The following is a 21,953-nucleotide window of genomic DNA, read 5'->3' as shown; positions in this document are numbered from 1 at the left end:
GCGGGTCTAAACCATCCATCACAATGACTTCAGAAGCCGACTTCATAGCAGCCCTCCGGGACCCCGCTCAGCGGGACCTGGCCTTCCGCAGGCTGGTAGAGACCTACCAGGAGCGGCTCTATTGGCACATCCGGCGCATTGTGCTCTCCCACGACGATACGGACGATGTCCTGCAAAATACCTTCATCAAGGTATTCAAGCACATCGGGCAGTTTAAGGGAGACAGCCAGTTGTACTCCTGGCTGTACCGAATCGCTACCAATGAGGCCCTGAGCTTCCTGCGGAAACGATCCCGGATGCAGGGCTTTGACGAGGCCGAAATGCAGGAATATATGGTATCCCGCCTGGAGGCCGACCCCTATTTTGACGGGGATGCCGCCCAGCGGCAACTGCAGCAGGCCCTGGCCCGCCTGCCGGAAAAACAGCGGCTGGTTTTTAATATGAAGTATTTTGAGGAGATGAAGTACGACGATATCTCGGAGGTGCTGGATACTTCCGTGGGGGCCCTGAAGGCCTCCTACCACCATGCCGTTAAAAAAATTGAACAGTATCTGAAAACCGTAAACGCCTGAGGCGCGTATAACAAATTGGGTTTTAAACCATTTGGCAAAACCTGCATCTAAAGCATACATGAAGGCAAAAAAGGGACATAGCGGATTTCGTGTGCCGGAAGGATATTTCCGGGACCTGCCCGGCCGGCTGGAGCAACAGCTGCAGGCCGAAGGGGACTCCCTGCCTGCAGATGACGGTTTTAGCGTACCCGAGGGGTATTTCGATGCCTTTGCCGACCGCCTGGAGGCGCGCATGCGCCGGCCGAAAGGCCGGGTTCGCAACCTCTGGGCCGTATCCGGTTGGGTAGCTGCTGCGGCAGCTGCCGTAGTCCTGCTCCTGGTGCTCCGGCCAACCGGGGGGCAGGGATCGCCTGCCTTTGAAGACCTGGCCGGTTTTGAAATCGAAGCCTACCTGGACGGGTACGACGAGATGAGCACCTATGAACTGGCAGAAGCCCTGCCATTGGAAGATATTGCCCTGGATGCCGTGATGGAATCCGGCCCCGGGGAAGAACAAATCCTGGATTATCTGGACCAAAACATGGAATCCGATGATGCAATTTTTTGGAATGATGAAGACTAGAATCACCCTCTTGGGCATCCTGGCCGCAGCCTGCCTGCTGGCCCCACGCCAGGCTACTGCCCAGGACCCCGACAGCCGTGAAAAAATCAAGGCGCTGCAAGTGGCCTTCTTTACCGAGCGCCTGGAACTCAGCCCGCAGGAAGCCACTGTCTTCTGGCCCATGTACAACGCATACGAGAAGAAAAAAGAAGCCTTGCGAAACCAGGAAATCAAGGAAATCCGCAACCGGCTGGCTTCAGGAGAGGCCTTTGGGGAGCGGGAGGCTCAAGATATCCTGGAACGTTACCTTGCCCTGGAGCAGGAACAGGATGCCCTGGACCGCCGTTTCTACCGGGATTTGGCCAAAACGCTTTCGGCCTCCAAAACCCTGAAGCTATTTAAGGCAGAACACGATTTCCGGCGTCGGCTGCTGCGGGAATTCCGCAAGCGGGGCGGCAATATGCCCTAACCCCACCCTATTGCCGAAAAACGAGGCGGGCCACCCGGCCTCGGCCTGCAGCATAGGCCACCGAATCATTCAGGAAGCGCAGGGTATAGAAAGGCTCATCGTTCAGGTGCTGCCAATGCAGCCCTCCATCCCCGGAATAAGAAACCCCGGTAAACCCTACCGCTACCAGGTCCAGCCCCCCGGCACCCGGCACGTACTGTACGCAACTTTTGTACCCGGGCTGCTGCCCGTCTGCCACCAATTCCCAGCTTTGCCCCCCGTCTGTGGTCCGGGCTTTGTTTTGGCTTACCGCATCCGGCCGGGTATAATCCCCGCCTATGGCATAGCCCGTGATTTCATCCCAGAAGGCCAGGCTGTATAACCCCTGGGTGGGCTCGGGCCCGCCAGCAGGGGTTTGCACCACCTCCCAGGTATGGCCCCGGTCCGGGGAATGCCAGATTCGGGAGCGGGAGGAGACCACCCAGGCATGGTCGCCTTTGAGCACCAGGTTGGTATTGCTGGCGGCAAAGGCGCCTTCCCCATTCAGGGCCTCCGGTAGCGCGGTACAGGGCAGCTTTTCCCAATGCTGGCCGCCATCGCGCGTCACCAGGATACTCAGACACCCGCCCTGGGCATCGCCCACGGCCATCCCTTCCCGGTTATCCCAAAAGGCCATGGCATCGTAAAATACCTCGGGCCCGTCTTCCCGGTACACCAGTTCCATCTGTCCCTGGTCCCCGGTTTTGTACAACAGGGCCGGACTCCCTGCGGAGAGCATAAAAAAGTCGGTGGCCGTATGAGCTACGGCCCGGAATTCGGGAAGGGTATCCCCAAGGGCCTGCCGCCCGGCACGCACCTGGTGGTCCTCCAGGCCAAGGGTACCGAAAAACCCGTCGCTCCCGGCCATGGCCAGGGCGCCCGGCATAAGTTCTATGGCCCGGATGGACACCGAATCCCGATAGTAATCTGTTACCGTTACCCGGGTATACCTATGGGATCCGGGGCCACTGCAGGCGGCGGTGGCCAGCAGGGCCAACAGCAGCCAAAACTGATATTTCATGGGGTAGTTTTCTCGTAAAGATACCTTTATTTGACCCAAAACGATACCTTTGCCGCCATGCGATTCCACCGGAACTTAGTAGAGGCCGTCCTGGACGGGGCCGACCAGATTTTTAACCAGGGCCAGTATGCGGACAAGGCCGTGGAACGCCTGCTGAAGCGGGATAAACGCTGGGGAAGCCGCGACCGCGGCTTTATTGCGGAAACCCTTTACGAGCTGGTGCGCTATAAACGGCTTTACGCGGCCATTGCCGAGGTTAAGGACCCGTTTTCCCGGGAAGACCTGCAGCGGATTTTTGCGGTTTGGGCCATCCTGAAAGGGCACCGCCTACCCCCCTGGGAAATGTTCGCATCCACCCCCACCCGCAGGATCAAAGGGCGGTACGACACCCTTAAAACCCAGCGCAAGTACCGGGAATCTGTGCCGGACTGGCTGGATGCCCTGGGAGAAAAAAGCCTGGGGGAAGGCCTCTGGGAGCAAGAACTCCACGCCCAGAACGAACCTGCCCCCGTGGTGTTGCGCGCCAATACCCTGAAAGGGGACCGTAAAAAATTGCAGCAAGCCCTGGCGGCGGAGCAGATTGCCTCCAAGCCACTGGATGGGTTGCCGGAGGCCCTGGAACTGGAAGAACGCCCCAATGTGTTTCGAACCCAGGCGTTTCAGGACGGGGCTTTTGAAGTGCAGGATGCTTCCTCCCAGCAGGTGGCCCATTTCCTGCAGGCGGCCCCCGGGATGCGGGTGGTGGATACCTGTGCGGGCGCCGGGGGCAAAACCCTCCACCTGGCGGCATTGATGGAGAACAAGGGGCAGTTGCTGGCCATGGACATTTACGGGAACAAACTGCAGGAATTAAAGCGCCGCGCGCGCCGCGCCGGGGCCTTCAATATCGAAACCCGGGTACTGGAATCTACCAAACCCCTGAAGCGCCTGGCCGGGACGGCAGACCGCGTCCTGATCGATGCCCCCTGCACCGGCCTGGGGGTCCTGAGACGCAACCCGGATGCCAAATGGAAGCTGCAGCCGGAATTCCTGAAGGAAATTACCGGTACCCAGCAGGAAATCCTGCAGCGGTACAGCCGCCTGGTCAAACCCGGGGGCAAACTGGTCTACGCCACCTGTTCCATCCTGCCGGCCGAAAATGCCGAACAGGTACAAACCTTCCTGGCTTCCGAAGCGGGGAAGGCCTTCCGCCTGGAAGGGGAGAAGTCCCTGCTGGCCTCGCGGGACCACTCGGACGGCTTCTACATGGCGCGCCTCGTGCGGGAAGGGTAATGAACAATCCCAAAGCCAATTGTTAATACTTCGGCCTGCGCCATCCGGCTAAAAATGATACCTTTGTGGCCTAAATACCGGCCGTATATGATCCACTTTTTCGGAGACCCCCAGACCCAGCTTTACGCCCTGCAACACCAGGGAGAACTCCTTCCGGAAGACATCGCAAAACTCACCTGGCTTTTCGGCAACCGGCCAAAGCTCGATACGGCGTCAGTGGACGCCTTTTTTGTTGGACCCCGGGCAGCCATGGTGACCCCCTGGAGTACCAACGCCACGGAAATTACCCAGAACATGGGGATACAGGGGGTGGTGCGCATCGAATCCTTCCAGCGCGTATCCCCGGATTTCCAGGGATACGACCCCATGCTGAGCGAGAAATACAACGGCCTGCACCAGGGCATCTTCGAAATCGAACACCAGCCGGACCCGATCCGGGACATTACGGACATTGCCACCTACAATACCCAGGAAGGCCTGGCATTGAGCCCGGATGAAGTGGCCTACCTGGAAGCCCTGAGCGAACGCCTGGGCCGCCCCCTGACCGATTCCGAGGTCTTTGGATTCAGCCAGGTAAATTCGGAACACTGCCGGCACAAGATCTTTAACGGCACCTTTGTGATCGACCACCGGGAAATGCCCGAGTCCCTCTTTCAGCTGATTAAAAAGACCTCCAAGGCGCACCCCAACGATATTGTTTCTGCCTACAAGGACAATGTGGCCTTTGTGAAGGGCCCCGAAGTGGTGCAGTTTGCGCCCCAGGCCCCGGACCGCCCGGAATACTACCGGGAAACGCCCTTTTCCTCGGTGCTTTCCCTGAAGGCGGAGACCCACAACTTCCCCACAACCGTAGAGCCCTTTAACGGGGCTGCCACGGGTTCCGGGGGCGAAATCAGAGACCGCCTGGCCGGGGGCAAGGGATCCATCCCCCTGGCAGGTACTGCCGTTTACATGACCGCCTATTCCCGCCTGGAGGCGGACAGGCCCTGGGAACGTTTTGTTCCGGAGCGCAACTGGCTCTATCAAACCCCCATGGATATCCTGATCAAAGCCTCCAACGGGGCATCGGATTTCGGGAATAAATTCGGACAACCCCTGATCTGCGGCTCCGTCCTCACCTTTGAGCACGAAGAAGAAGGCCGCCTGCAGGCCTTCGACAAGGTTATCATGCTGGCCGGGGGCATCGGGTACGGGAAAACGGAACAGGCCAAAAAAGACACCCCCAGGAAAGGCGACAGCGTGCTGGTGATGGGGGGCGACAACTACCGTATCGGGATGGGCGGGGCCGCCGTATCCAGTGCAGATACGGGCGCCTTCAGCACAGCCATTGAACTGAACGCCGTACAGCGGTCCAACCCCGAGATGCAAAAACGGGTAGCCAACGCCATCCGGGGCCTGGCCGAAAACGACCACAACCCCATAGTCTCCATCCACGACCACGGGGCGGGCGGGCACCTGAACTGCCTCTCCGAACTGGTGGAAGAAACCGGCGGGCGTATCCATCTGGACAAGCTGCCCGTGGGTGACCCCACCTTGTCCGCCAAGGAAATCATCGGCAACGAATCCCAGGAACGCATGGGGCTGGTTATGGCTTCCAAGGACCTGGACCTTTTGCGCCGCATTGCCGAGCGGGAGCGTGCGCCCCTCTACGAAGTGGGCGAGATTACAGGAGACCACCGCTTCACCTTTGCCTCCGACGCTGAAAAGCCCATGGACCTGGCCCTTTCCGATATGTTCGGGAGTTCGCCCAAGACTGTAATGGAAGACCAGCGGCAGGAGCGCCGCTATGCCGAGCCCCAATACGAACCGAATATCCTGCACCAGTATCTGGAGCAGGTCCTGCAACTGGAGGCGGTAGCCTGCAAGGACTGGCTTACCAACAAGGTAGACCGCTGCGTGGGCGGGCGGGTGGCCAAACAGCAATGCGCCGGCCCCCTGCAACTGCCCCTGAACAACTGCGGGGTAATGGCCCTGGATTTCAAAGGGAAGGAAGGCCTGGCCACTTCCATTGGCCATAGCCCGGTATCTGCCCTGCTTCACGCGGGAGCCGGCAGCCGGAACAGTATTGCAGAAGCCCTGACCAACCTGGTTTGGGCGCCCCTGGAAAATGGGTTAAAATCAGTGTCCCTCTCGGCCAACTGGATGTGGCCCTGCAATAATCCCGGGGAGGATGCCCGCCTGTACGAGGCGGTGGAAGCGGCCTCGGAATTTGCCATAGCGCTGGGGATCAATATCCCGACGGGAAAGGATTCCCTGTCCATGAAGCAAAAATACCCGGACCGGGAGGTACTGGCCCCCGGAACCGTGATCATCTCTGCCGCCGGGCACTGCTCCGACCTTAAAAAGGTGGTGGAGCCCGTGTTCAAAAAAGGAGGGGGCAGCATTTACTACCTGGGGGTTTCCTCCGACGCCTTCCAACTTGGGGGCTCCTCTTTTGCCCAGGTGCTGGGGCAGCTGGGAACCCAGGCCCCGGACGTAAAAGATGCAGCCTACCTGGCCAGGGTCTTCGATACGCTGCAGGAAAATATCCGCAACGGCCAGCTGCTTGCCGGGCACGACGTAGGCTCCGGCGGGCTGGTGACAACCCTGCTGGAAATGTGCTTTGCTGACCTGGACCTGGGGGCCGAGCTGGACCTGACCCCCATGGAGGAACCGGACACCCTGAAACTCCTGTTTGCGGAAAATGCCGGGGTGGTGGTACAGGCCAAGGACGATACCGTTGAAGCCACCTGGCGCGCAGCAGGGGTCCGCTTTGCCAAAATCGGGGAAGTACGGGAAGAGGCCGTGGTGGCACTCCGCAACCACAGGCAGACCGTGGCCCTGGATGTGGCCGCCCTGCGGGATACCTGGTACCGGACCTCCTTCCTGCTGGACCAGAAGCAAACCGCGGGCGATCTGGCCCGGGCGCGGTACGAAAATTACAAGGCGCAGCCCCTGCAGCTGCGTTTCCCCAAAAAATTCAAAGGCAAACTCCCCAAAGGCCTGGAACCTGTTGGGCAACGGCCCAAGGCTGCTATCCTCCGGGAAAAGGGAAGCAATTCCGAACGGGAAATGGCCCATGCCATGTACCTGGCGGGCTTTGACGTAAAGGACGTCCACATGACCGACCTGATCAGCGGGCGGGAAACCCTGGAAGATATCCGGTTTATCGGTGCCGTTGGGGGCTTCTCCAACTCCGATGTGCTGGGCAGTGCCAAAGGGTGGGCCGGGGCCTTCCGGTACAACGAAAAAGCCAACCAGGCCCTGCAGCGCTTCTTCTCCCGCCCGGATACCCTTTCTGTCGGGATCTGTAACGGCTGCCAGTTGTTTATGGAGCTGGAACTGATCCACCCGGACCACGAGGACCACGGCAAAATGACGTATAACGATTCGGGGAAGCACGAAAGTGCCTTTACTTCTGTGAAGGTGGGCGCCAACCACTCGGTAATGCTCTCGGGCCTGGAAGGCACCACGCTGGGGGTCTGGATTTCCCACGGGGAAGGCAAATTCCACCTGCCCTATGCCCGGGACCGTTACAATATTGTAGCCACCTACGGATACGAAGCCTACCCGGCCAACCCGAACGGCAGCGATTACAATGCCGCCATGCTTTGCGACGACAGCGGACGCCACCTGGTGACCATGCCGCACATTGAACGTTCCATCTTTCCCTGGAACTGGGCCTATTACCCGGAGCGGGAAGATGCGGTATCGCCCTGGCTGCAGGCCTTTGTAAACGCCCGGAAATGGATTGAAAAACACGGGCAGTAAAACCCCGGAAAACGGCTGTTATGGCATCCCAGCACCCGTTCGACATCGCCTTTCTGGACCATGTGGCCCTTCGGGTACAGGACATGGAGGCCTCTGCACGCTGGTATACCCGGGTGCTGGGGTTAACCCGGTACGACGTCCCGGAATGGGGGGAGTTCCCCGTGTTCCTGCTGGCCGGGAAGACGGGTATAGCCCTGTTTCCGCCCAAGGGCGACGCCCCGCAGTACCCGGCCCCCGCTATCCGGCTGGACCATTTTGCCTTTCAGGTAAGCCCATCGGCCTTTGACCGCGCCCTGGAGCACTACCGCGAACTGGGTCTGGAATTCGAGGTAAAGGACCACCTGCATTTCCGTTCCGTCTATACCCGGGACCCCGATGGCCATACCGTAGAGCTTACGGCCCTGCAAGTCCCTCCGGAATCTTTTTACCTCCCGGGGTTCTAGGGATATCCTCCTATCCCATCGACTTTTGCCTATCTTTAAGGACGGGCACCCGTATGCCGGGATGCCCCATTAAAACCAACCCTGATATGCGCCTGATCCGCCTTTTAGCCCTGTTATTGGCCTTCTCCCTGGCCCCTTTTGCCACTGCACAACCCACCCTGGAAACGCTGCTGGAGGCACCGTATGTAGAAAGCCTGAAAGCCTCCCCGGACGGGGATCAACTGGCCTGGGTGGTCAATCAGGGCGGGGCGCGCAACATTGGCTATACCACAACAGGGGAAATTAGCCCGATAATCCTGACAACCTATACGGAAGACGATGGGTTGGGGATAGCCCTGGTGGGCATTGCTCAGGGGTATATCCTCTACCTGCGTGGAAATGGCAACAACCGCCAGGGATACCCCGCAAACCCGGCCAGCCTGGCCACTACGCCAGAGCGGCAATTGCTCCGCCTCCGGATTGCGGACGGTGCCATCGATACCCTGGCAGCCACCGGGAATGCCACCCTGGGGCCCCAGGGCCGACGACTGGTTTACGCTAAAGGGAACCAGGTTTATGAAATACCCGACGTAAGCGAGGAAACCCCTCAGCCCAGGGTAGGGTTTGAGGTACGCAGCGGGGCGGGCTCTTTTGCCTTTTCCCCGGATGGGGAACGCCTGGCCTTTACCAGCCGGCGGCAGGATCACAGCTATGTGGGGGTATACCGATGGGGGGCACGTCACATTGCCTGGATGGCCCCGGGCCTGGCATTTGACGATGCCCCGGCCTGGAGCCCGGACGGGAAACAACTGGCATTTATCCGCCAACCCGGATACAGCAAAGACGGGCTGCGCAACCTGATGGGTGGTACGCCCTTTGAGATTGTAGTGGCCGAAGTCGCTACCGGGAAAGGCAGCACGAAATGGAAATCCCCTGCCGACGACGGGGGCTATGCTCAATATTACCCCAATGCCCCTTTGCGGTGGACGTCCAGCGGGCACCTGGTATTCTATTCCGAGCACGAGGGGTGGAACCATATTTATGCCATGCGCCCGGACGGCACCGGCCTCAGGGACCTGAGCCCGGGCGCCTGCGAAACGGAAAACAGCGCCCTGTCTGCAGACGGGCAGACCCTGTACTTCACCAGCAACTGCGGGGACCTGAATCGCCGCCATATCTGGGCGGTGGCCCTGGGTAGTGGCAGTGCCCGGCAGCTCTCTGAAAACGAAGGGATACAAACCAACCCGGAAGCCCTGGCCGGTGGCGCCCTGGCCTACCGGGAAGGTCGGTACAACCAACCGACCACCGCAGTACTGCAAAAGGGGAATTCAAGGGAAACCCTGCAGCCGCTGCCAGCAGCCTTTCCCCGGAATGCCCTGCAGGAACCCCAGGCCGTAACCTTTACCGCAGCCGACGGGCTTACCATCCATGGCCAATTGTTTTTACCCCCCAATGCAGGCCGCCGGCAATACCCTGCCGTGATCTTTATGCATGGCGGGCCCATCCGGCAAATGCTACTGGGCTACCACAACCGGGGATATTACGCCAATGCCTACAGCATGAACCAGTACCTGGCCGCCCAGGGCTATGTGGTTCTTTCGGTGAATTACCGGGCGGGAATCGGATACGGCCGGGACTTCCGGCGCGCCAAAAACCAGGGCCCGCGGGGCGCTGCTGAATATAAGGACATCCTGGCGGGTGCGGCCTTCCTGCAGCAACACGCCTCGGTGGACCCGCAACGCATCGGGTTGTGGGGTGGCTCCTATGGGGGCTATCTGACCGCCATGGGCCTGGCTAAGAACTCGGACCTCTTTAAGGCCGGGGTAGACCTGCATGGGGTACACGACTGGGCCTGGAGGGGACGGGACTTCTCCCCAGGAGGCGGCTGGGGTATTGGGGCTGATCTTATGGAGCAGGCCTTCCACTCCTCCCCCATTTCGGAACTGCAGTACTGGAAATCCCCGGTGCTGATCATTAGCGGGGACGACGACCGCAATGTGATGATTGGCCAGTCTATTGACCTGAAGAATAAACTGGACGCCCTGGGGGTCTATAACGAAGTGCTGGTTTTTCCGGACGAGGTACACGGCTTCCTGCGCAGCGGGAGCTGGCTGGAGGCTTACCGGGCCGCGGCAGACTTCTTTGACCGCCATTTGAAAGGAGACTGATTTCAGAAGGGGTCCCCCCCTCCCCCCACCCGATTTCAAAATACCCCCCGGCCCTGCAACTCCCAATCAGAAAGGCAGATGGACCAGGTGACCGATTCGGATTTCGCAAAAACCCGGGGCCGGAATTACAAATCTTTTTTATTTAACCGCCTCCTTTTGTTATTTTGCGATTCCGCATTACAAACGAGCTATGGAAAACCCGACCCGTCTTTTCGACTTTCCCAGATATCAGGCCAGCCATTGCAGGCTGGACAAAGCCATGGTCCGCAAGACCGACGGCCAGTGGCAGGCTATCTCTTCCGAAACCTACCTGGACCAGGCCGATAGCATCAGCCGCGCCCTGCTGCGCCTGGGCGTGAAGGCCAATGATAAGATTGCCCTGATCTCCATGACCAACCGGACGGAATGGAGTATAATGGACACCGGGATCCTGCAAGTGGGCGCCCAAAACGTCCCCATTTACCCGACCATATCGGAAGACGACTATGCCTATATCCTGAACCATTCCGAAGCATCCTATTGTTTTGTTTCCTGTACCGAGGTATTGGAAAAGGTAGAGGCGATCCGCAAGGATGTTTCGGGGTTGAAAGCCGTATACAGTTTTGACGAAATCCAGGGTTGTCCCAACTGGAAGGAATTGCTCGAAAGCGGGGCAGACCCGTCTAACCAGGAAGACGTACAGGCCCGTATGGATGCCGTGCAACCCAAAGACCTGGCCACCCTGATTTACACCTCAGGAACCACCGGGCGGCCTAAGGGGGTTATGCTTTCCCACGAAAACATCGTGTCGAACGTGTTGGCCAGCAAAGAGCGGGTGCCCTTTGAATACGGCGGTACGGCCTTAAGTTTCCTGCCCGTCTGCCACATCTTTGAACGCATGATCCTTTACCTCTACCAGTATTGTGGTATCTCGATCTACTATGCGGAAGGACTGGAGAGCATCAGCGATAACCTGAAGGAAGTAAAGCCCAACGTAATGACCGTGGTGCCCCGGCTTCTCGAAAAGGTATACGACAAAATCATCGCCAAGGGCGCAGATCTCACCGGCATCAAAAAAGCCCTGTTCTTTTGGGCGGTGGACCTGGGGCTCAAGTTTGAGCCTTACGGAGCCAATGGGGGGTGGTATGAATTCCGCCTGAAACTGGCCCGGAAGATCATCTTCAAAAAATGGGTGGAAGGCCTGGGCGGTAACCTGGAGACCATGGTGAGTGGCAGCGCCGCCCTGCAGCCCCGGCTGGCCCGTATTTTTGCCGCGGCCGGCATCCCCGTGATGGAAGGATATGGCTTAACGGAAACCTCCCCGGTGATCTCGGTGAACGACCAACGCAACGGCGGGTGGAAAATCGGTTCCGTGGGGCGTGTGATCAGCGGGGTGGAAGTGCAGATTGCAGCCGACGGGGAAATCCTCTGCAAAGGCCCCAACGTTATGATGGGTTACTATAAAGACCCGGAAAAGACGGCCGAGGTGATACAGAACGGGTATTTCCACACCGGGGATATTGGTGAACTGGATACCGATGGCTTTTTGCGGATCACGGACCGAAAAAAGGAAATGTTCAAGACTTCCGGCGGGAAATACGTGGCGCCCCAACTGCTGGAGAACCGGATGAAACAATCCCGTTTTATTGAACAGGTTATGGTGATCGGGGAAGGGGAAAAAATGCCTGCGGCCTTTATCCAGCCGAATTTTGAATTCCTGGCCGAATGGGCCAAGCGCCACGAAATTCCCAGCGGTTCCCCGGAAGAAATGGTGGCAGACCCCCGCGTGGCCGAACGCATACAGCAGGAGGTGGACCTGGCCAACAGCCATTTCGGCAATTGGGAGAAGATCAAGCAATTCCGCCTGACGCCCGATACCTGGTCTGTAGATGGAGGGCACCTGACCCCTACCATGAAGCTCCGCAGGAAGATCATCAAGGAAAAGTACCGGGACCTCTACAAAGACATCTACGGGCACTGAGGAACATCCCACCAGGGGCCCGATTTCCCAGCCTAGGTGTTAAATCCACATTTTAGCATTATTTATTATGCATGCATAATAAATTTTCCTATATTTGGTGGAATCCAAGTTCCCGAGATGAAAGATATCACCATCGACCACGCCATGCGCGCCACCTGGCAGGCGGTAGCCCGGATGTACAACGAGGAGGCCAAAAAATTCGACGGCACCATGGCCATCGGGTTTTGCCTGCTTAGCATCGACCCCAAAAAAGGTAGCCCCTCCACCGCCCTGGGCCCTAAAATGGGGATGGAAGCCACCAGCCTTTCCCGCATCCTGAAAAGCATGGAACAACAGGGGCTGATCCAGCGCAAACCCAACCCGGAAGACGGACGGGGGGTGCTGATCCACCTGACAGATTTCGGGCTGAAAATGCGGGCGAATTCCAAGGAGGTGGTGCTTCGGTTTAATGAAGCCGTTACGGGTAATGTCAGCCCCGGGGACCTGCAAGCCTTTTTCAGGGTCATGGATACCATCAACACCCTGATTTCAGAAAAGAAAATATACGAGAAGACCACGGATACCCCGGTATCCCAATCCTGACACTGCAAACGCATCCACACTATGAACAGACACATCAACAAGGTAGCCGTAATCGGCTCCGGGATCATGGGAAGCGGGATTGCCTGCCATTTTGCCAACATTGGCGTACAGGTACTCCTGCTGGACATTGTACCACGGGAGCTCAACGATGCTGAAAAAGCCAAAGGGCTTACCCTGGAGGACCGGCGCGTACGCAACCGCCTGGTGAATGATTCCCTAACCAAAGCCCTGAAAAGCAAGCCCTCCCCCATCTACCACGCAGATTTTGCCAAGCGTATCCAAACCGGGAACCTGGAGGACGACCTCCACCGGGTATCCGAGGTGGACTGGATTATCGAAGTGGTGGTGGAACGCCTGGACATCAAAAAACAGGTATTCGAAAAACTGGACGCCCACCGCAAGACAGGCACCCTGATCACCTCTAATACCTCGGGGATCCCCATCCGGTTTATGTGCGAAGGCCGCAGTGCGGATTTTCGCGCCCATTTCTGCGGGACCCACTTCTTTAACCCGGCCCGCTACCTGAAACTCTTTGAAATCATCCCCGGGCCGGACACCCGCCCGGACATCCTGGAATTCCTGAGGGGATACGGGGAACAATACCTGGGAAAAACCTCCGTGGTGGCCCAGGACACCCCGGCCTTTATCGGAAACCGGATCGGGATTTTCAGCATTATGAGTCTCTTCCACGCCGTGGGCGAGATGGGCCTGACCGTGGAGGAAGTGGACAAACTGACCGGACCGGTTATTGGCCGGCCCAAATCCGCCACCTTCCGCACTGTGGACGTGGTGGGACTGGACACCCTGGTACATGTGGCCAACGGCATTGCAGACAATTGCCCGGACGACGAGCGCCACAGCCTGTTCCAGCTCCCGGGCTTTATCAGCACCATGATGGAGAACGGCTGGCTGGGCAGCAAATCCGGCCAGGGCTTTTATAAAAAGGTGAAACAGGAAGACGGCTCCAGCGAGATCCTGACCCTGGACCTGGATACCCTGGACTACCGCTCCAAAAAGCGGGCCCAGTTTGCCACCCTGGAACAGACCAAGACCGTGGATAACGTCATTGACCGCTTCCCTATCCTGGTGGCCGGCAAGGACAAGGCAGGCGCCTTTTACCGCAAGAGTTTCGGGGCCCTTTTTGCCTACGTATCCCATCGCATCCCGGAGATCACCGATGCGCTCTACAAAATTGACGATGCCATGAAGGCCGGGTTCGGCTGGGAACACGGCCCCTTTCAGATCTGGGACGCCGTAGGCCTGGAGCAGGGCCTTGCCATGGCCCAAGAAGCCGGACAGGAAGTGGCCCCCTGGGTTTCCGAACTGTCGGCATCCGGCGCCAAAAGCTTTTACACCGTCCGGGACGGGGCTACCTGCTATTATGACATCCCCGAAAAAACCCACCAGAAGGTCCCCGGGCAGGAAGCCTTTATTATTCTGGACAACATCCGCAAATCCCACGAAGTTTACAAAAACAGTGGCGTGGTGGTGGAAGACCTGGGCGACGGCATCCTCAATGTGGAATTCCGTTCCAAAATGAATACCATTGGCGGGGACGTCCTGGCCGGGCTGAACAAAGCGGTAGATCTGGCCGAGGCCAACTATCGGGGCCTGGTGGTGGGCAATCAGGCCGCCAACTTTTCCGTAGGGGCCAACATCGGGATGATCTTTATGATGGCCGTGGAACAGGAATACGACGAGCTGGCCATGGCCGTAAAGCAATTCCAGGACACCATGATGCGGATGCGGTATTCTTCCATTCCCGTAGTGGCCGCCCCCCACGGGATGTGCCTGGGCGGGGGTTGTGAGCTGAGCCTCCATGCAGATATGGTGGTGGCAGCTGCAGAAACCTATATCGGGCTTGTGGAATTTGGCGTTGGGGTGATCCCCGGCGGGGGTGGTTCCAAGGAAATGGCCCTGCGCGCCTCCGATATCTTCCACAAGGACGACGTGGAGCTGAACGTACTGCGGGAATACTTTCTGACCATCGGTACGGCCAAGGTCTCCACCTCGGCCTACGAGGCCTTCGACACCGGCATCCTGCAGAAAGGCAAGGACATCGTAGTGGTGAACAAGGACCGCCAACTGGCTACGGCCAAGGCCTATGCCGCCCTGCTTGCCGACCGGGGGTACACCCGCCCCATTGAGCGCACCGACGTTAAGGTGCTCGGAAAACAGGCCCTTGGGATGTTCCTGGTGGGTACCGATTCCATGCATGCCGGGAAGTACATCTCGGAGCACGATAAGAAGATTGCCAACAAACTGGCCTACGTGATGGCCGGGGGCGACCTCTCCGAGGCGAGCTACGTTAGCGAGCGCTACCTGCTGGACCTGGAACGGGAAGCCTTCCTGTCTCTCTGTACGGAACGCAAAACCCTGGAACGCATCCAGCACATGCTGAAAGTGGGTAAACCCCTGAGAAACTAATCCGAAATCGGACAACCCAAAAACGCGCAAAAAAATGAAAACCGCATATATCGTTAAAGCCTACCGCACCGCTGTCGGCAAAGCCCCCAGGGGTACCTTCCGCTTTAAGCGCCCGGACGAGCTGGCCGCCGAAACCATCGCCTACCTGATGGCGCAGGTGCCGGAGCTGGACAAAGCCCGACTGGACGACGTGATTGTGGGCAATGCCATGCCTGAAGCCGAACAAGGCCTGAACATGGCCCGCCTGATCTCCCTGATGGGCCTGGGGATTGAAGATGTTCCCGGGGTTACCGTAAACCGCTACTGCGCCTCCGGCCTGGAAACCATTGCCATGGCCACCGCGAAGATACAGGCGGGAATGGCAGACTGCATTATTGCAGGCGGGGCCGAGAGCATGAGTTACATCCCCATGGGCGGGTACAAACCCGTGCCGGATTACAAACTGGCCCAGGCCGGGCACGAAGATTACTACTGGGGGATGGGCCTTACGGCCGAAGCCGTGGCCCAGCAATTCAAGGTTTCCCGGGAAGACCAGGATGCCTTTGCCCTGGCCTCCCACCAAAAGGCCCTGAAGGCCCAGGCGGAAAACCGGTTTAAAGACCAGATTGTCCCCATTACCGTAGAACACACTTTTGTGAAGGACGGGAAGAAAACCACCCAAAGCTATACCGTAACCGAAGACGAAGGCCCGCGGGCCGATACCAACCTGCCGGCCCTGGGTCGACTGCGCCCTGTCTTTGCTGCCGGGGGAAGCGTAACGGCCGGGAACTCTTCCCAGATGAGCGACGGGGCGGCCTTTGCCCTGGTGATGAGCGAGGAAATGGTCAAAGAGCTGAAGCTGGAACCCGTGGCGCGCCTGGTGAACTATGCGGCTGTGGGCGTAGAGCCCCGAATCATGGGGATCGGGCCCGTGAAAGCCATCCCCAAGGCCCTGCGCCTGGCCGGCCTGAAACAAGAGGACGTAGGCCTGATTGAACTCAACGAGGCCTTTGCCTCCCAATCCCTGGCCGTTATCCGCGAACTGGACCTGGATCCTGAGCGCGTGAATGTGAACGGCGGGGCCATAGCGCTCGGCCACCCGCTGGGGTGTACCGGAGCCAAGCTGTCCGTGCAACTCTTTGATGAGATGCGCCACCGGAAGATGTCCGGAAAATACGGGATGGTCACCATGTGCGTGGGGACCGGACAAGGGGCGGCCGGAATCTATGAATTCCTGTCCTGACCCCCGGGTAAGAAACAACAACATTTAGCTATACTACACACACCATGAGCACAAAAACCGAAAAGAAAGAGCTGCTGCGCGGCGGGCAGTTTATCGTAAAGGAGACCGCCTGCGAAGACGTCTTCACCCTGGAAGACCTGAGCGAGGAACAACGGATGATGCGCGAGAGTACCAAGGAATTTGTAGACCGGGAACTCTGGGCCCACTGGGAGCGCTTTGAACACAAAGATTACGCCTACACCAAGGAGTGTATGCAAAAAGCCGGGGAAATGGGCTTCTTGAGCATTGCCGTGCCCGAAGCCTATGGCGGTATGGGGATGGGCTTTGTAGACACCATGCTGGTTTGCGATTACATCTCCGGGGCCACCGGCTCCTTCAGTACGGCTTTCGGGGCGCATACCGGGATTGGTACCCTGCCCATTACCCTGTATGGCACCGAAGAGCAGAAGCAGAAGTACGTGCCCAAACTGGCCACCGGGGAATGGTTTGGCGCCTACTGCCTGACCGAACCGGGGGCAGGCTCCGACGCCAATTCCGGGAAGACCAGGGCGGTGCTCTCCGAAGACGGCACCCACTACAAAATCAGCGGGCAGAAGATGTGGATCTCCAATGCCGGGTTCTGCAACCTCTTTATCGTTTTTGCCCGCATTGAAGACGACAAGAACATCACCGGGTTTATTGTGGAGAACGATCCGGAAAATGGGATTTCGCTGGGGGAAGAAGAAAAGAAACTGGGGATCCACTCCTCCTCTACCCGCCAGGTCTTCTTCAACGAAACCAAGGTTCCTGTAGAAAACATGCTGTCCGAACGGGGCAATGGCTTTAAGATTGCCATGAACGCCCTGAACGTAGGCCGCATTAAACTGGCTGCCGCCTGCCTGGAAGCCCAGCGCCGCGTAACCAATGAAGCGGTAACCTATGCCAAGGAACGGGTACAGTTTAAAACGCCCATTGTAAACTTCGGTGCCATCAAGGCTAAAATCGCCACCATGGCCACCAACGCCTATGTGGGCGAAGCCGCCTGTTACCGGGCTGCCAAGGATATTGAAGACCGTATTGCCCTGCGCATCGAAGCCGGCAACAACCACCAGGAGGCCGAACTAAAGGGCGTGGAGGAATACGCCATTGAGTGTTCCATCCTGAAAGTTGCCGTTTCGGAAGACGTGCAACAGACCACGGACGAGGGCATCCAGATTTTCGGGGGCATGGGCTTTAGCGCAGACACCCCCATGGAATCCGCCTGGCGCGATGCCCGGATTTCACGGATCTACGAAGGCACCAACGAGATCAACCGCATGCTGAGCGTGGGGATGTTGATCAAAAAAGCCATGAAGGGCCATGTGGACCTGCTTGGGCCTGCTACGGCTGTAGGGGAGGAACTCATGGGAATTCCTTCCTTTGACACCCCGGATTTCTCGGCCCTGATGTCCGAGGAAAAAGACCTGATCGCCCGCCTGAAAAAAGTGTTCCTGATGGTGGCCGGCAAGGCCGTGCAAACCTTCGGGCCCGACCTGGAAAAACACCAGTTGCTGCTGATGAATGCCGCAGACATCCTGATCCAGGTGTATATGGCCGAATCCGCCGTACTGCGGGCCGAAAAGAATGCCAAGCGCTTTGGGGAAGACGCCCAGAAAACCCAGGTGGCCATGGCGCGCCTGAACCTCTACGAGGCCACGGAAATCGTGATTTCCAAGGCCAAGGAAGCCATTTTGTCCTTTGCCGAAGGGGACGAACAGCGCATGATGCTGATGGGCCTCAAACGCTTTACCAAATACCACAACCCGCCCAAAGTTGGTGCCCTTCGCGAGATGATCGCAGACCAGGTGGCCGAGGCCGGGTCGTATACCTTTGACTAATTCAGATGCACTGCTGGAAACAGGAGTGAGAAGCCGCCTTCCGAAAGGGAGGCGGTTTTTAGTTGGGGGCATCTTGCCCGTGCCGCGCTTTCCCGCTACTTTTAAGGCATGGAAAACGACGTGCTGCAACAGGCGTATGACCCCGAGGCCTTCCGCAGGCAGGGGCACGCCCTGATCGACCAACTGGCCGACCACCTGAGCGGGGTGATGTCCGGAATGGGACCCGTACTGGAGTACCGCGAGCCCACCCAGGAATGGGAAGACTGGGAAACCTACCTGAAGGAAGGCAACCCAGCCGACCTCTTCCCCAAAATGCTGGAGCGAACCACCCAGGTACACCACCCGAGATGCGTAGGTCACCAGGTGGCTCCGCCCATGCCGCTGGCCTCCCTGGCTGCCCTGCTCAGTGGCGTACAGAACAACGGAATGGCTATTTACGAAATGGGGATGGCGCCTACAGCCATGGAACGGCTGCTTACCGACTGGCTGTGCCGGAAAGCGGGCTTTGGGCCAGATGCCCGCGGCTTCCTTACCTGCGGCGGCACCCTGGCCAACCTGACCGCCCTGCTGGCGGCACGTCGGGCGCGAGGCCGGGACGATGTCTGGAACCAGGGGTATTCCGCCCGGCATGCCGTGCTGGTCAGCGCTGCCGCTCATTACTGTATTGACCGGGCTGCCCGCATCATGGGGATGGGCAGCCAGGGGGTAATCCTGGTGCCGGTAGATTCGGAGTACCGTATGGACCCTGCCGCCCTGGAAGTTGCCTATACAAAAGCCCTGGAAGACGGCCTGGAGCCCATTGCCGTAGTGGGGAGCGCGCCCAGCACGGCCACCGGCAGTTACGACCCCCTGGCCGCCCTGGCGGATTTCAGCGAAAAACACGGGTTGTGGTTCCACATCGATGGGGCGCATGGCGGGGCAGCCTTCCTCTCGGAGCAGTACCGCCACCTGGTCCGGGGGCTGGAACGGGCCGATTCCGTGGTCATTGACGGCCATAAAATGATGGGCATGCCCGTTTTGACCACCGCCTTGCTGTTTCGCAACGGGGCGGACTCCTATGCCACCTTTTCCCAACAGGCCGAGTACCTGCTGGGCGAAAGCCAGGAGGAAGACTGGTACAACCTGGCCAAGCGCACCTTTGAATGCACCAAAATCAGCGGGGTATTCAGCTGGTTCGCCGTTTGGAAGCACTACGGGGAGGGCGTTTTTGCCCAATACCTGGAACGGCAATACCACCTGGCCCGGGAAGTGGCCGCCCTGATTACAGACCGCCCGGAATGGGAACTGGCCTGCCCGCCGGACGCCAACATCCTTTGCTTTAGGTACCGGCCCGAAGGGCTGGACGGGGAAGCTACGAACCAGCTAAACCAGGCCCTCCGCCAGGCATTCCTGGAAGAGGGCCGGTTCTATGTGGTCCAAACCCGCCTAAAAGGGGAGGTATTTCTGCGGACCAGCCTGATGAACCCCTTTACCCGGGTGGAGGACCTTTCCGCCCTACTGGCCCTGGCCGAGCAACAGGGCCAGGCTATTCTGGCGAAAGGAAACTAAACCGGGCCGCATAATCCAGCATCTGGGCCTCAAAGGTCTCCGGCTGGGTAAGCACCACATCGGTAATGTTCCCGTCCGCATCGGACACCAGTTCATACACCGGGTTTACAAAGCCGCTGTAGGGCGCCGAGGTAAACTGGGCGTTGCGTTCCAGCACCTGGGCATGCAGGGCCTGGTCTACCTTAACGCCATACCCCTCCACCAATGCCTGGGCGGCTTCAAAATCCCCCTCGGACTTGATGCGCTGGGTTTCCCGAAGCAGGTCCCCGAAGAGTTCGCGCAGGCGGTCGTAATCCTTGATGTCGTAATAGGTTTTCCCGTCAAGGGCAATTTTTTCGATCACCCCTTCGTCCTGACCTTTCTCAAAAACCCAGGCAGAAACCCACTGGCGGTTCACCATATGGTCTTCCTCTATGTCGTTGCCCAGTTCAATGCGGATCAGCTGAGTTACCAGCCCATTTCGAATATAGCCGTCATAGGCAGCCATGCCCACCTTGCGGTAGTCGTCCACCAGGCCCAGCTCCTGCAGTTTGGGATCCATCAGGTAGTAAAGGGCCACCAGGTCTGCCCGGCCCTCCTCCATGGTGGAGCGGTAATTGCGTAGCGTTTCCTTGGGCTGTCCCACCCCCGGGTTGATCTGGCCGGAGGCGTGGCCCACCACCTCGTGTAAGGCGGTGTGTAGCTTATCGGCCAGCTGGCCGTACTGGATTTCGAGGTCGATTTCCGTGCTGTCGTGGGCAAACTCCTTGAGGCGGCCCGTACCCCCGGCCTGGTTATAGGCATCGATGATGTTTCCCAGGGAAACGGACTTGCTGCCATGGGCAGCCCGGATCCAGTTGTTGTTGGGCAGGTTTACCCCGATGGGCGTGCTCGGGGACGCGTCCCCGGCCTCCCCGGCCACGATAACCGTTTTATAGGACACCCCTACCACACTGTCTTTCTTGTGCTCCTCCATAAGGGGGGATTGGTCCTCAAACCACTGGGCGTTCTCGGAGAGGACTGCCATTTGCCGGCTCATCTCAAAGTCCTTGATCTCCACAATGGTTTCGTAGGAACCCTTATACGCTTTCGGGTCGTTATAGACCTCGATAAAGCCGTTAATCCAGTCGATGTTGCCTTCGGTGGCGTTCACCCAGGAAATAGCGTATTCGTCCCATACCTCCAGGCTGCCGGTGCGGTAGTATTCGATGAGCAGTTCCAGGGTCCGGGCCTGGGCTTCATTTTCGGCTACTTCCCTGGCCTTTTCCAGCCAGGTTACAATTTCGGCAATGGCCGGGCCGTAATGCCCGCCCACCTTGTTTACCTGCTCGACCAGCTTGCCGTTTTCACGCACCAGGCGGCTGTTCAGACCAATTTCCACCGGCCGCCCTTCCGGACCCCGGTCCAGGCTGCTGTAGTAGGCATCCACATCTGCATCCGTAATATCCGGGCCGTAGAAATTTACAGCCGAGGCCAGGGTATTGTCCACACCCTTTTTCTTGTTGACCTTTTTGGTGTCGGCTTCGTTGAAGATTACATCAAAGGCTTCCCCTTCCAGGGAGGCACCGCTCGCTTCGAGCAAAGCGGTAAGGTATTCGGGCGAGAAGCCCGCGGGCAATTTGTCATTGGAATAATGGTGGTGAATCCCGTTGGAGAACCACACCCGTTTCAGGTAGGTTTCAAAGGCCGCCCAATCTTCCGAGTTGCGGTCACCCGGATAGTTCGTATACACTTTTTCCAGGGCGTGGCGAATGGCCAGGTTGTGGCGGTAGTTCTGGTCCCACATGATATCCCGCCCGGCCAGCCCGGCCTGGTTCAGGTAGTATACCAGCAGTTTTTCGTTGAGGGTAAGCTGGTCAAAGCCGGGAACCTGATAGCGGAGGACCCGCACATCGGCAAACTGGTCCACCACATATTCAAAGGCCTGTCCGGCATCCGGTTTTTGCACTTCCGCCTGGGGTTTATCGGCACAGCCGGTCCATAGCGCCAGGGCCAGGGCAAGCCCCGTAAAACGAAGGGTTTTCATGTGTATTAATGGGTTTTGGTTAACCTAATAAAGGTACGGAAAAGCCTGCAGAAAAGCGAGGGAAACCGGCTTGGATTGGGGCTGGGGGCACCCCCCTCCCCCCACCCATCCAAACTACTT

Annotated in this window: 15 protein-coding genes; 13 read left to right on the top strand and 2 right to left on the bottom strand. The window is 58.5% G+C overall.

The window, feature by feature from the left end; genetic code table 11:
- Positions 1-23 precede the first annotated feature (23 nt).
- From OZ410_RS14150 to OZ410_RS14140, 3 genes are read left to right on the top strand one after another with little or no spacing between them, the layout of a single operon-like run.
- A complete protein-coding gene (locus OZ410_RS14150) occupies positions 24-572 on the top strand; it encodes an RNA polymerase sigma factor (protein ID WP_277708671.1) in 549 nt (182 codons plus the stop codon).
- A gap of 58 nt (positions 573-630) precedes the next feature.
- Entirely contained in the window at positions 631-1,134 is a 504-nt protein-coding gene (locus OZ410_RS14145) for a hypothetical protein (protein ID WP_277708670.1), read from the top strand.
- Positions 1,121-1,582: a hypothetical protein gene (locus tag OZ410_RS14140; protein WP_277708669.1), complete on the top strand. Its 462-nt coding sequence runs from the start codon at positions 1,121-1,123 to the stop codon at positions 1,580-1,582. Before OZ410_RS14145 ends, OZ410_RS14140 begins: the two co-directional genes overlap by 14 nt.
- A gap of 7 nt (positions 1,583-1,589) precedes the next feature.
- Here the strand turns inward: OZ410_RS14140 and OZ410_RS14135 are convergent, their stop codons facing one another.
- Positions 1,590-2,621, bottom strand: coding sequence for a WD40/YVTN/BNR-like repeat-containing protein (locus OZ410_RS14135; RefSeq protein WP_277708668.1), 1,032 nt, complete (start codon positions 2,619-2,621; stop codon positions 1,590-1,592).
- 57 nt (positions 2,622-2,678) lie between these two features.
- Between OZ410_RS14135 and OZ410_RS14130 the strand changes: the two genes are divergently transcribed.
- The 10 genes from OZ410_RS14130 (at position 2,679) to OZ410_RS14085 (ending at position 19,828) form a co-directional block, all read left to right on the top strand.
- Complete coding sequence (locus tag OZ410_RS14130; RefSeq protein WP_277708730.1) at positions 2,679-3,893, top strand: RsmB/NOP family class I SAM-dependent RNA methyltransferase; 1,215 nt, start codon at positions 2,679-2,681, stop codon at positions 3,891-3,893.
- A gap of 87 nt (positions 3,894-3,980) precedes the next feature.
- Entirely contained in the window at positions 3,981-7,643 is a 3,663-nt protein-coding gene (gene purL / locus OZ410_RS14125; RefSeq protein ID WP_277708667.1) for a phosphoribosylformylglycinamidine synthase, read from the top strand.
- A 20-nt stretch (positions 7,644-7,663) separates the two neighbouring features.
- Positions 7,664-8,086, top strand: coding sequence for a VOC family protein (locus OZ410_RS14120; RefSeq protein WP_277708666.1), 423 nt, complete (start codon positions 7,664-7,666; stop codon positions 8,084-8,086).
- An 86-nt stretch (positions 8,087-8,172) separates the two neighbouring features.
- Positions 8,173-10,233 carry a S9 family peptidase gene (locus tag OZ410_RS14115; protein ID WP_277708665.1) on the top strand — a complete coding sequence of 687 codons (2,061 nt, stop codon included), beginning with the start codon at positions 8,173-8,175 and terminating at the stop codon, positions 10,231-10,233.
- Positions 10,234-10,423: 190 nt separating this feature from the next.
- Positions 10,424-12,193 carry an AMP-dependent synthetase/ligase gene (locus OZ410_RS14110; RefSeq protein ID WP_277708664.1) on the top strand — a complete coding sequence of 590 codons (1,770 nt, stop codon included), beginning with the start codon at positions 10,424-10,426 and terminating at the stop codon, positions 12,191-12,193.
- A 117-nt stretch (positions 12,194-12,310) separates the two neighbouring features.
- Positions 12,311-12,775, top strand: coding sequence for a MarR family winged helix-turn-helix transcriptional regulator (locus OZ410_RS14105; RefSeq protein WP_277708663.1), 465 nt, complete (start codon positions 12,311-12,313; stop codon positions 12,773-12,775).
- A gap of 21 nt (positions 12,776-12,796) precedes the next feature.
- A complete protein-coding gene (locus OZ410_RS14100) occupies positions 12,797-15,202 on the top strand; it encodes a 3-hydroxyacyl-CoA dehydrogenase/enoyl-CoA hydratase family protein (RefSeq protein WP_277708662.1) in 2,406 nt (801 codons plus the stop codon).
- Positions 15,203-15,236: 34 nt separating this feature from the next.
- Complete coding sequence (locus OZ410_RS14095; protein WP_277708661.1) at positions 15,237-16,424, top strand: acetyl-CoA C-acyltransferase; 1,188 nt, start codon at positions 15,237-15,239, stop codon at positions 16,422-16,424.
- 44 nt (positions 16,425-16,468) lie between these two features.
- A complete protein-coding gene (locus OZ410_RS14090) occupies positions 16,469-18,280 on the top strand; it encodes an acyl-CoA dehydrogenase family protein (RefSeq protein ID WP_277708660.1) in 1,812 nt (603 codons plus the stop codon).
- 108 nt (positions 18,281-18,388) lie between these two features.
- The gene (locus tag OZ410_RS14085; RefSeq protein WP_277708659.1) at positions 18,389-19,828 is read left to right on the top strand and encodes a pyridoxal phosphate-dependent decarboxylase family protein; all 1,440 of its coding nucleotides are present in this window, start codon (positions 18,389-18,391) and stop codon (positions 19,826-19,828) included.
- On the opposite strand, the gene OZ410_RS14080 is transcribed toward OZ410_RS14085, so the two are convergent.
- A complete protein-coding gene (locus OZ410_RS14080) occupies positions 19,806-21,833 on the bottom strand; it encodes a dipeptidyl-peptidase 3 family protein (RefSeq protein WP_277708658.1) in 2,028 nt (675 codons plus the stop codon). The two genes, OZ410_RS14085 and OZ410_RS14080, sit on opposite strands and share 23 nt — an antisense overlap.
- Between the last annotated feature and the right edge of the window lie 120 nt (positions 21,834-21,953).

The sequence above is a fragment of the Robiginitalea aestuariiviva genome, assembly GCF_029537735.1.
GTDB classification, from domain to species: domain Bacteria; phylum Bacteroidota; class Bacteroidia; order Flavobacteriales; family Flavobacteriaceae; genus Robiginitalea; species Robiginitalea aestuariiviva.
Note: the sequence above shows the minus strand (reverse complement) of the source record. Positions and strands in the feature narration are given on the sequence as shown.

Coding starts and splice junctions, on each gene's coding strand:
- OZ410_RS14150 (WP_277708671.1), top strand. CDS start 24: ATGACTTCAGAAGCCGACTTCATAGCAGCCCTCCGGGACCCCGCTCAG.
- OZ410_RS14145 (WP_277708670.1), top strand. CDS start 631: ATGAAGGCAAAAAAGGGACATAGCGGATTTCGTGTGCCGGAAGGATAT.
- OZ410_RS14140 (WP_277708669.1), top strand. CDS start 1,121: ATGATGAAGACTAGAATCACCCTCTTGGGCATCCTGGCCGCAGCCTGC.
- OZ410_RS14135 (WP_277708668.1), bottom strand. CDS start 2,621: ATGAAATATCAGTTTTGGCTGCTGTTGGCCCTGCTGGCCACCGCCGCC.
- OZ410_RS14130 (WP_277708730.1), top strand. CDS start 2,679: ATGCGATTCCACCGGAACTTAGTAGAGGCCGTCCTGGACGGGGCCGAC.
- purL (WP_277708667.1), top strand. CDS start 3,981: ATGATCCACTTTTTCGGAGACCCCCAGACCCAGCTTTACGCCCTGCAA.
- OZ410_RS14120 (WP_277708666.1), top strand. CDS start 7,664: ATGGCATCCCAGCACCCGTTCGACATCGCCTTTCTGGACCATGTGGCC.
- OZ410_RS14115 (WP_277708665.1), top strand. CDS start 8,173: ATGCGCCTGATCCGCCTTTTAGCCCTGTTATTGGCCTTCTCCCTGGCC.
- OZ410_RS14110 (WP_277708664.1), top strand. CDS start 10,424: ATGGAAAACCCGACCCGTCTTTTCGACTTTCCCAGATATCAGGCCAGC.
- OZ410_RS14105 (WP_277708663.1), top strand. CDS start 12,311: ATGAAAGATATCACCATCGACCACGCCATGCGCGCCACCTGGCAGGCG.
- OZ410_RS14100 (WP_277708662.1), top strand. CDS start 12,797: ATGAACAGACACATCAACAAGGTAGCCGTAATCGGCTCCGGGATCATG.
- OZ410_RS14095 (WP_277708661.1), top strand. CDS start 15,237: ATGAAAACCGCATATATCGTTAAAGCCTACCGCACCGCTGTCGGCAAA.
- OZ410_RS14090 (WP_277708660.1), top strand. CDS start 16,469: ATGAGCACAAAAACCGAAAAGAAAGAGCTGCTGCGCGGCGGGCAGTTT.
- OZ410_RS14085 (WP_277708659.1), top strand. CDS start 18,389: ATGGAAAACGACGTGCTGCAACAGGCGTATGACCCCGAGGCCTTCCGC.
- OZ410_RS14080 (WP_277708658.1), bottom strand. CDS start 21,833: ATGAAAACCCTTCGTTTTACGGGGCTTGCCCTGGCCCTGGCGCTATGG.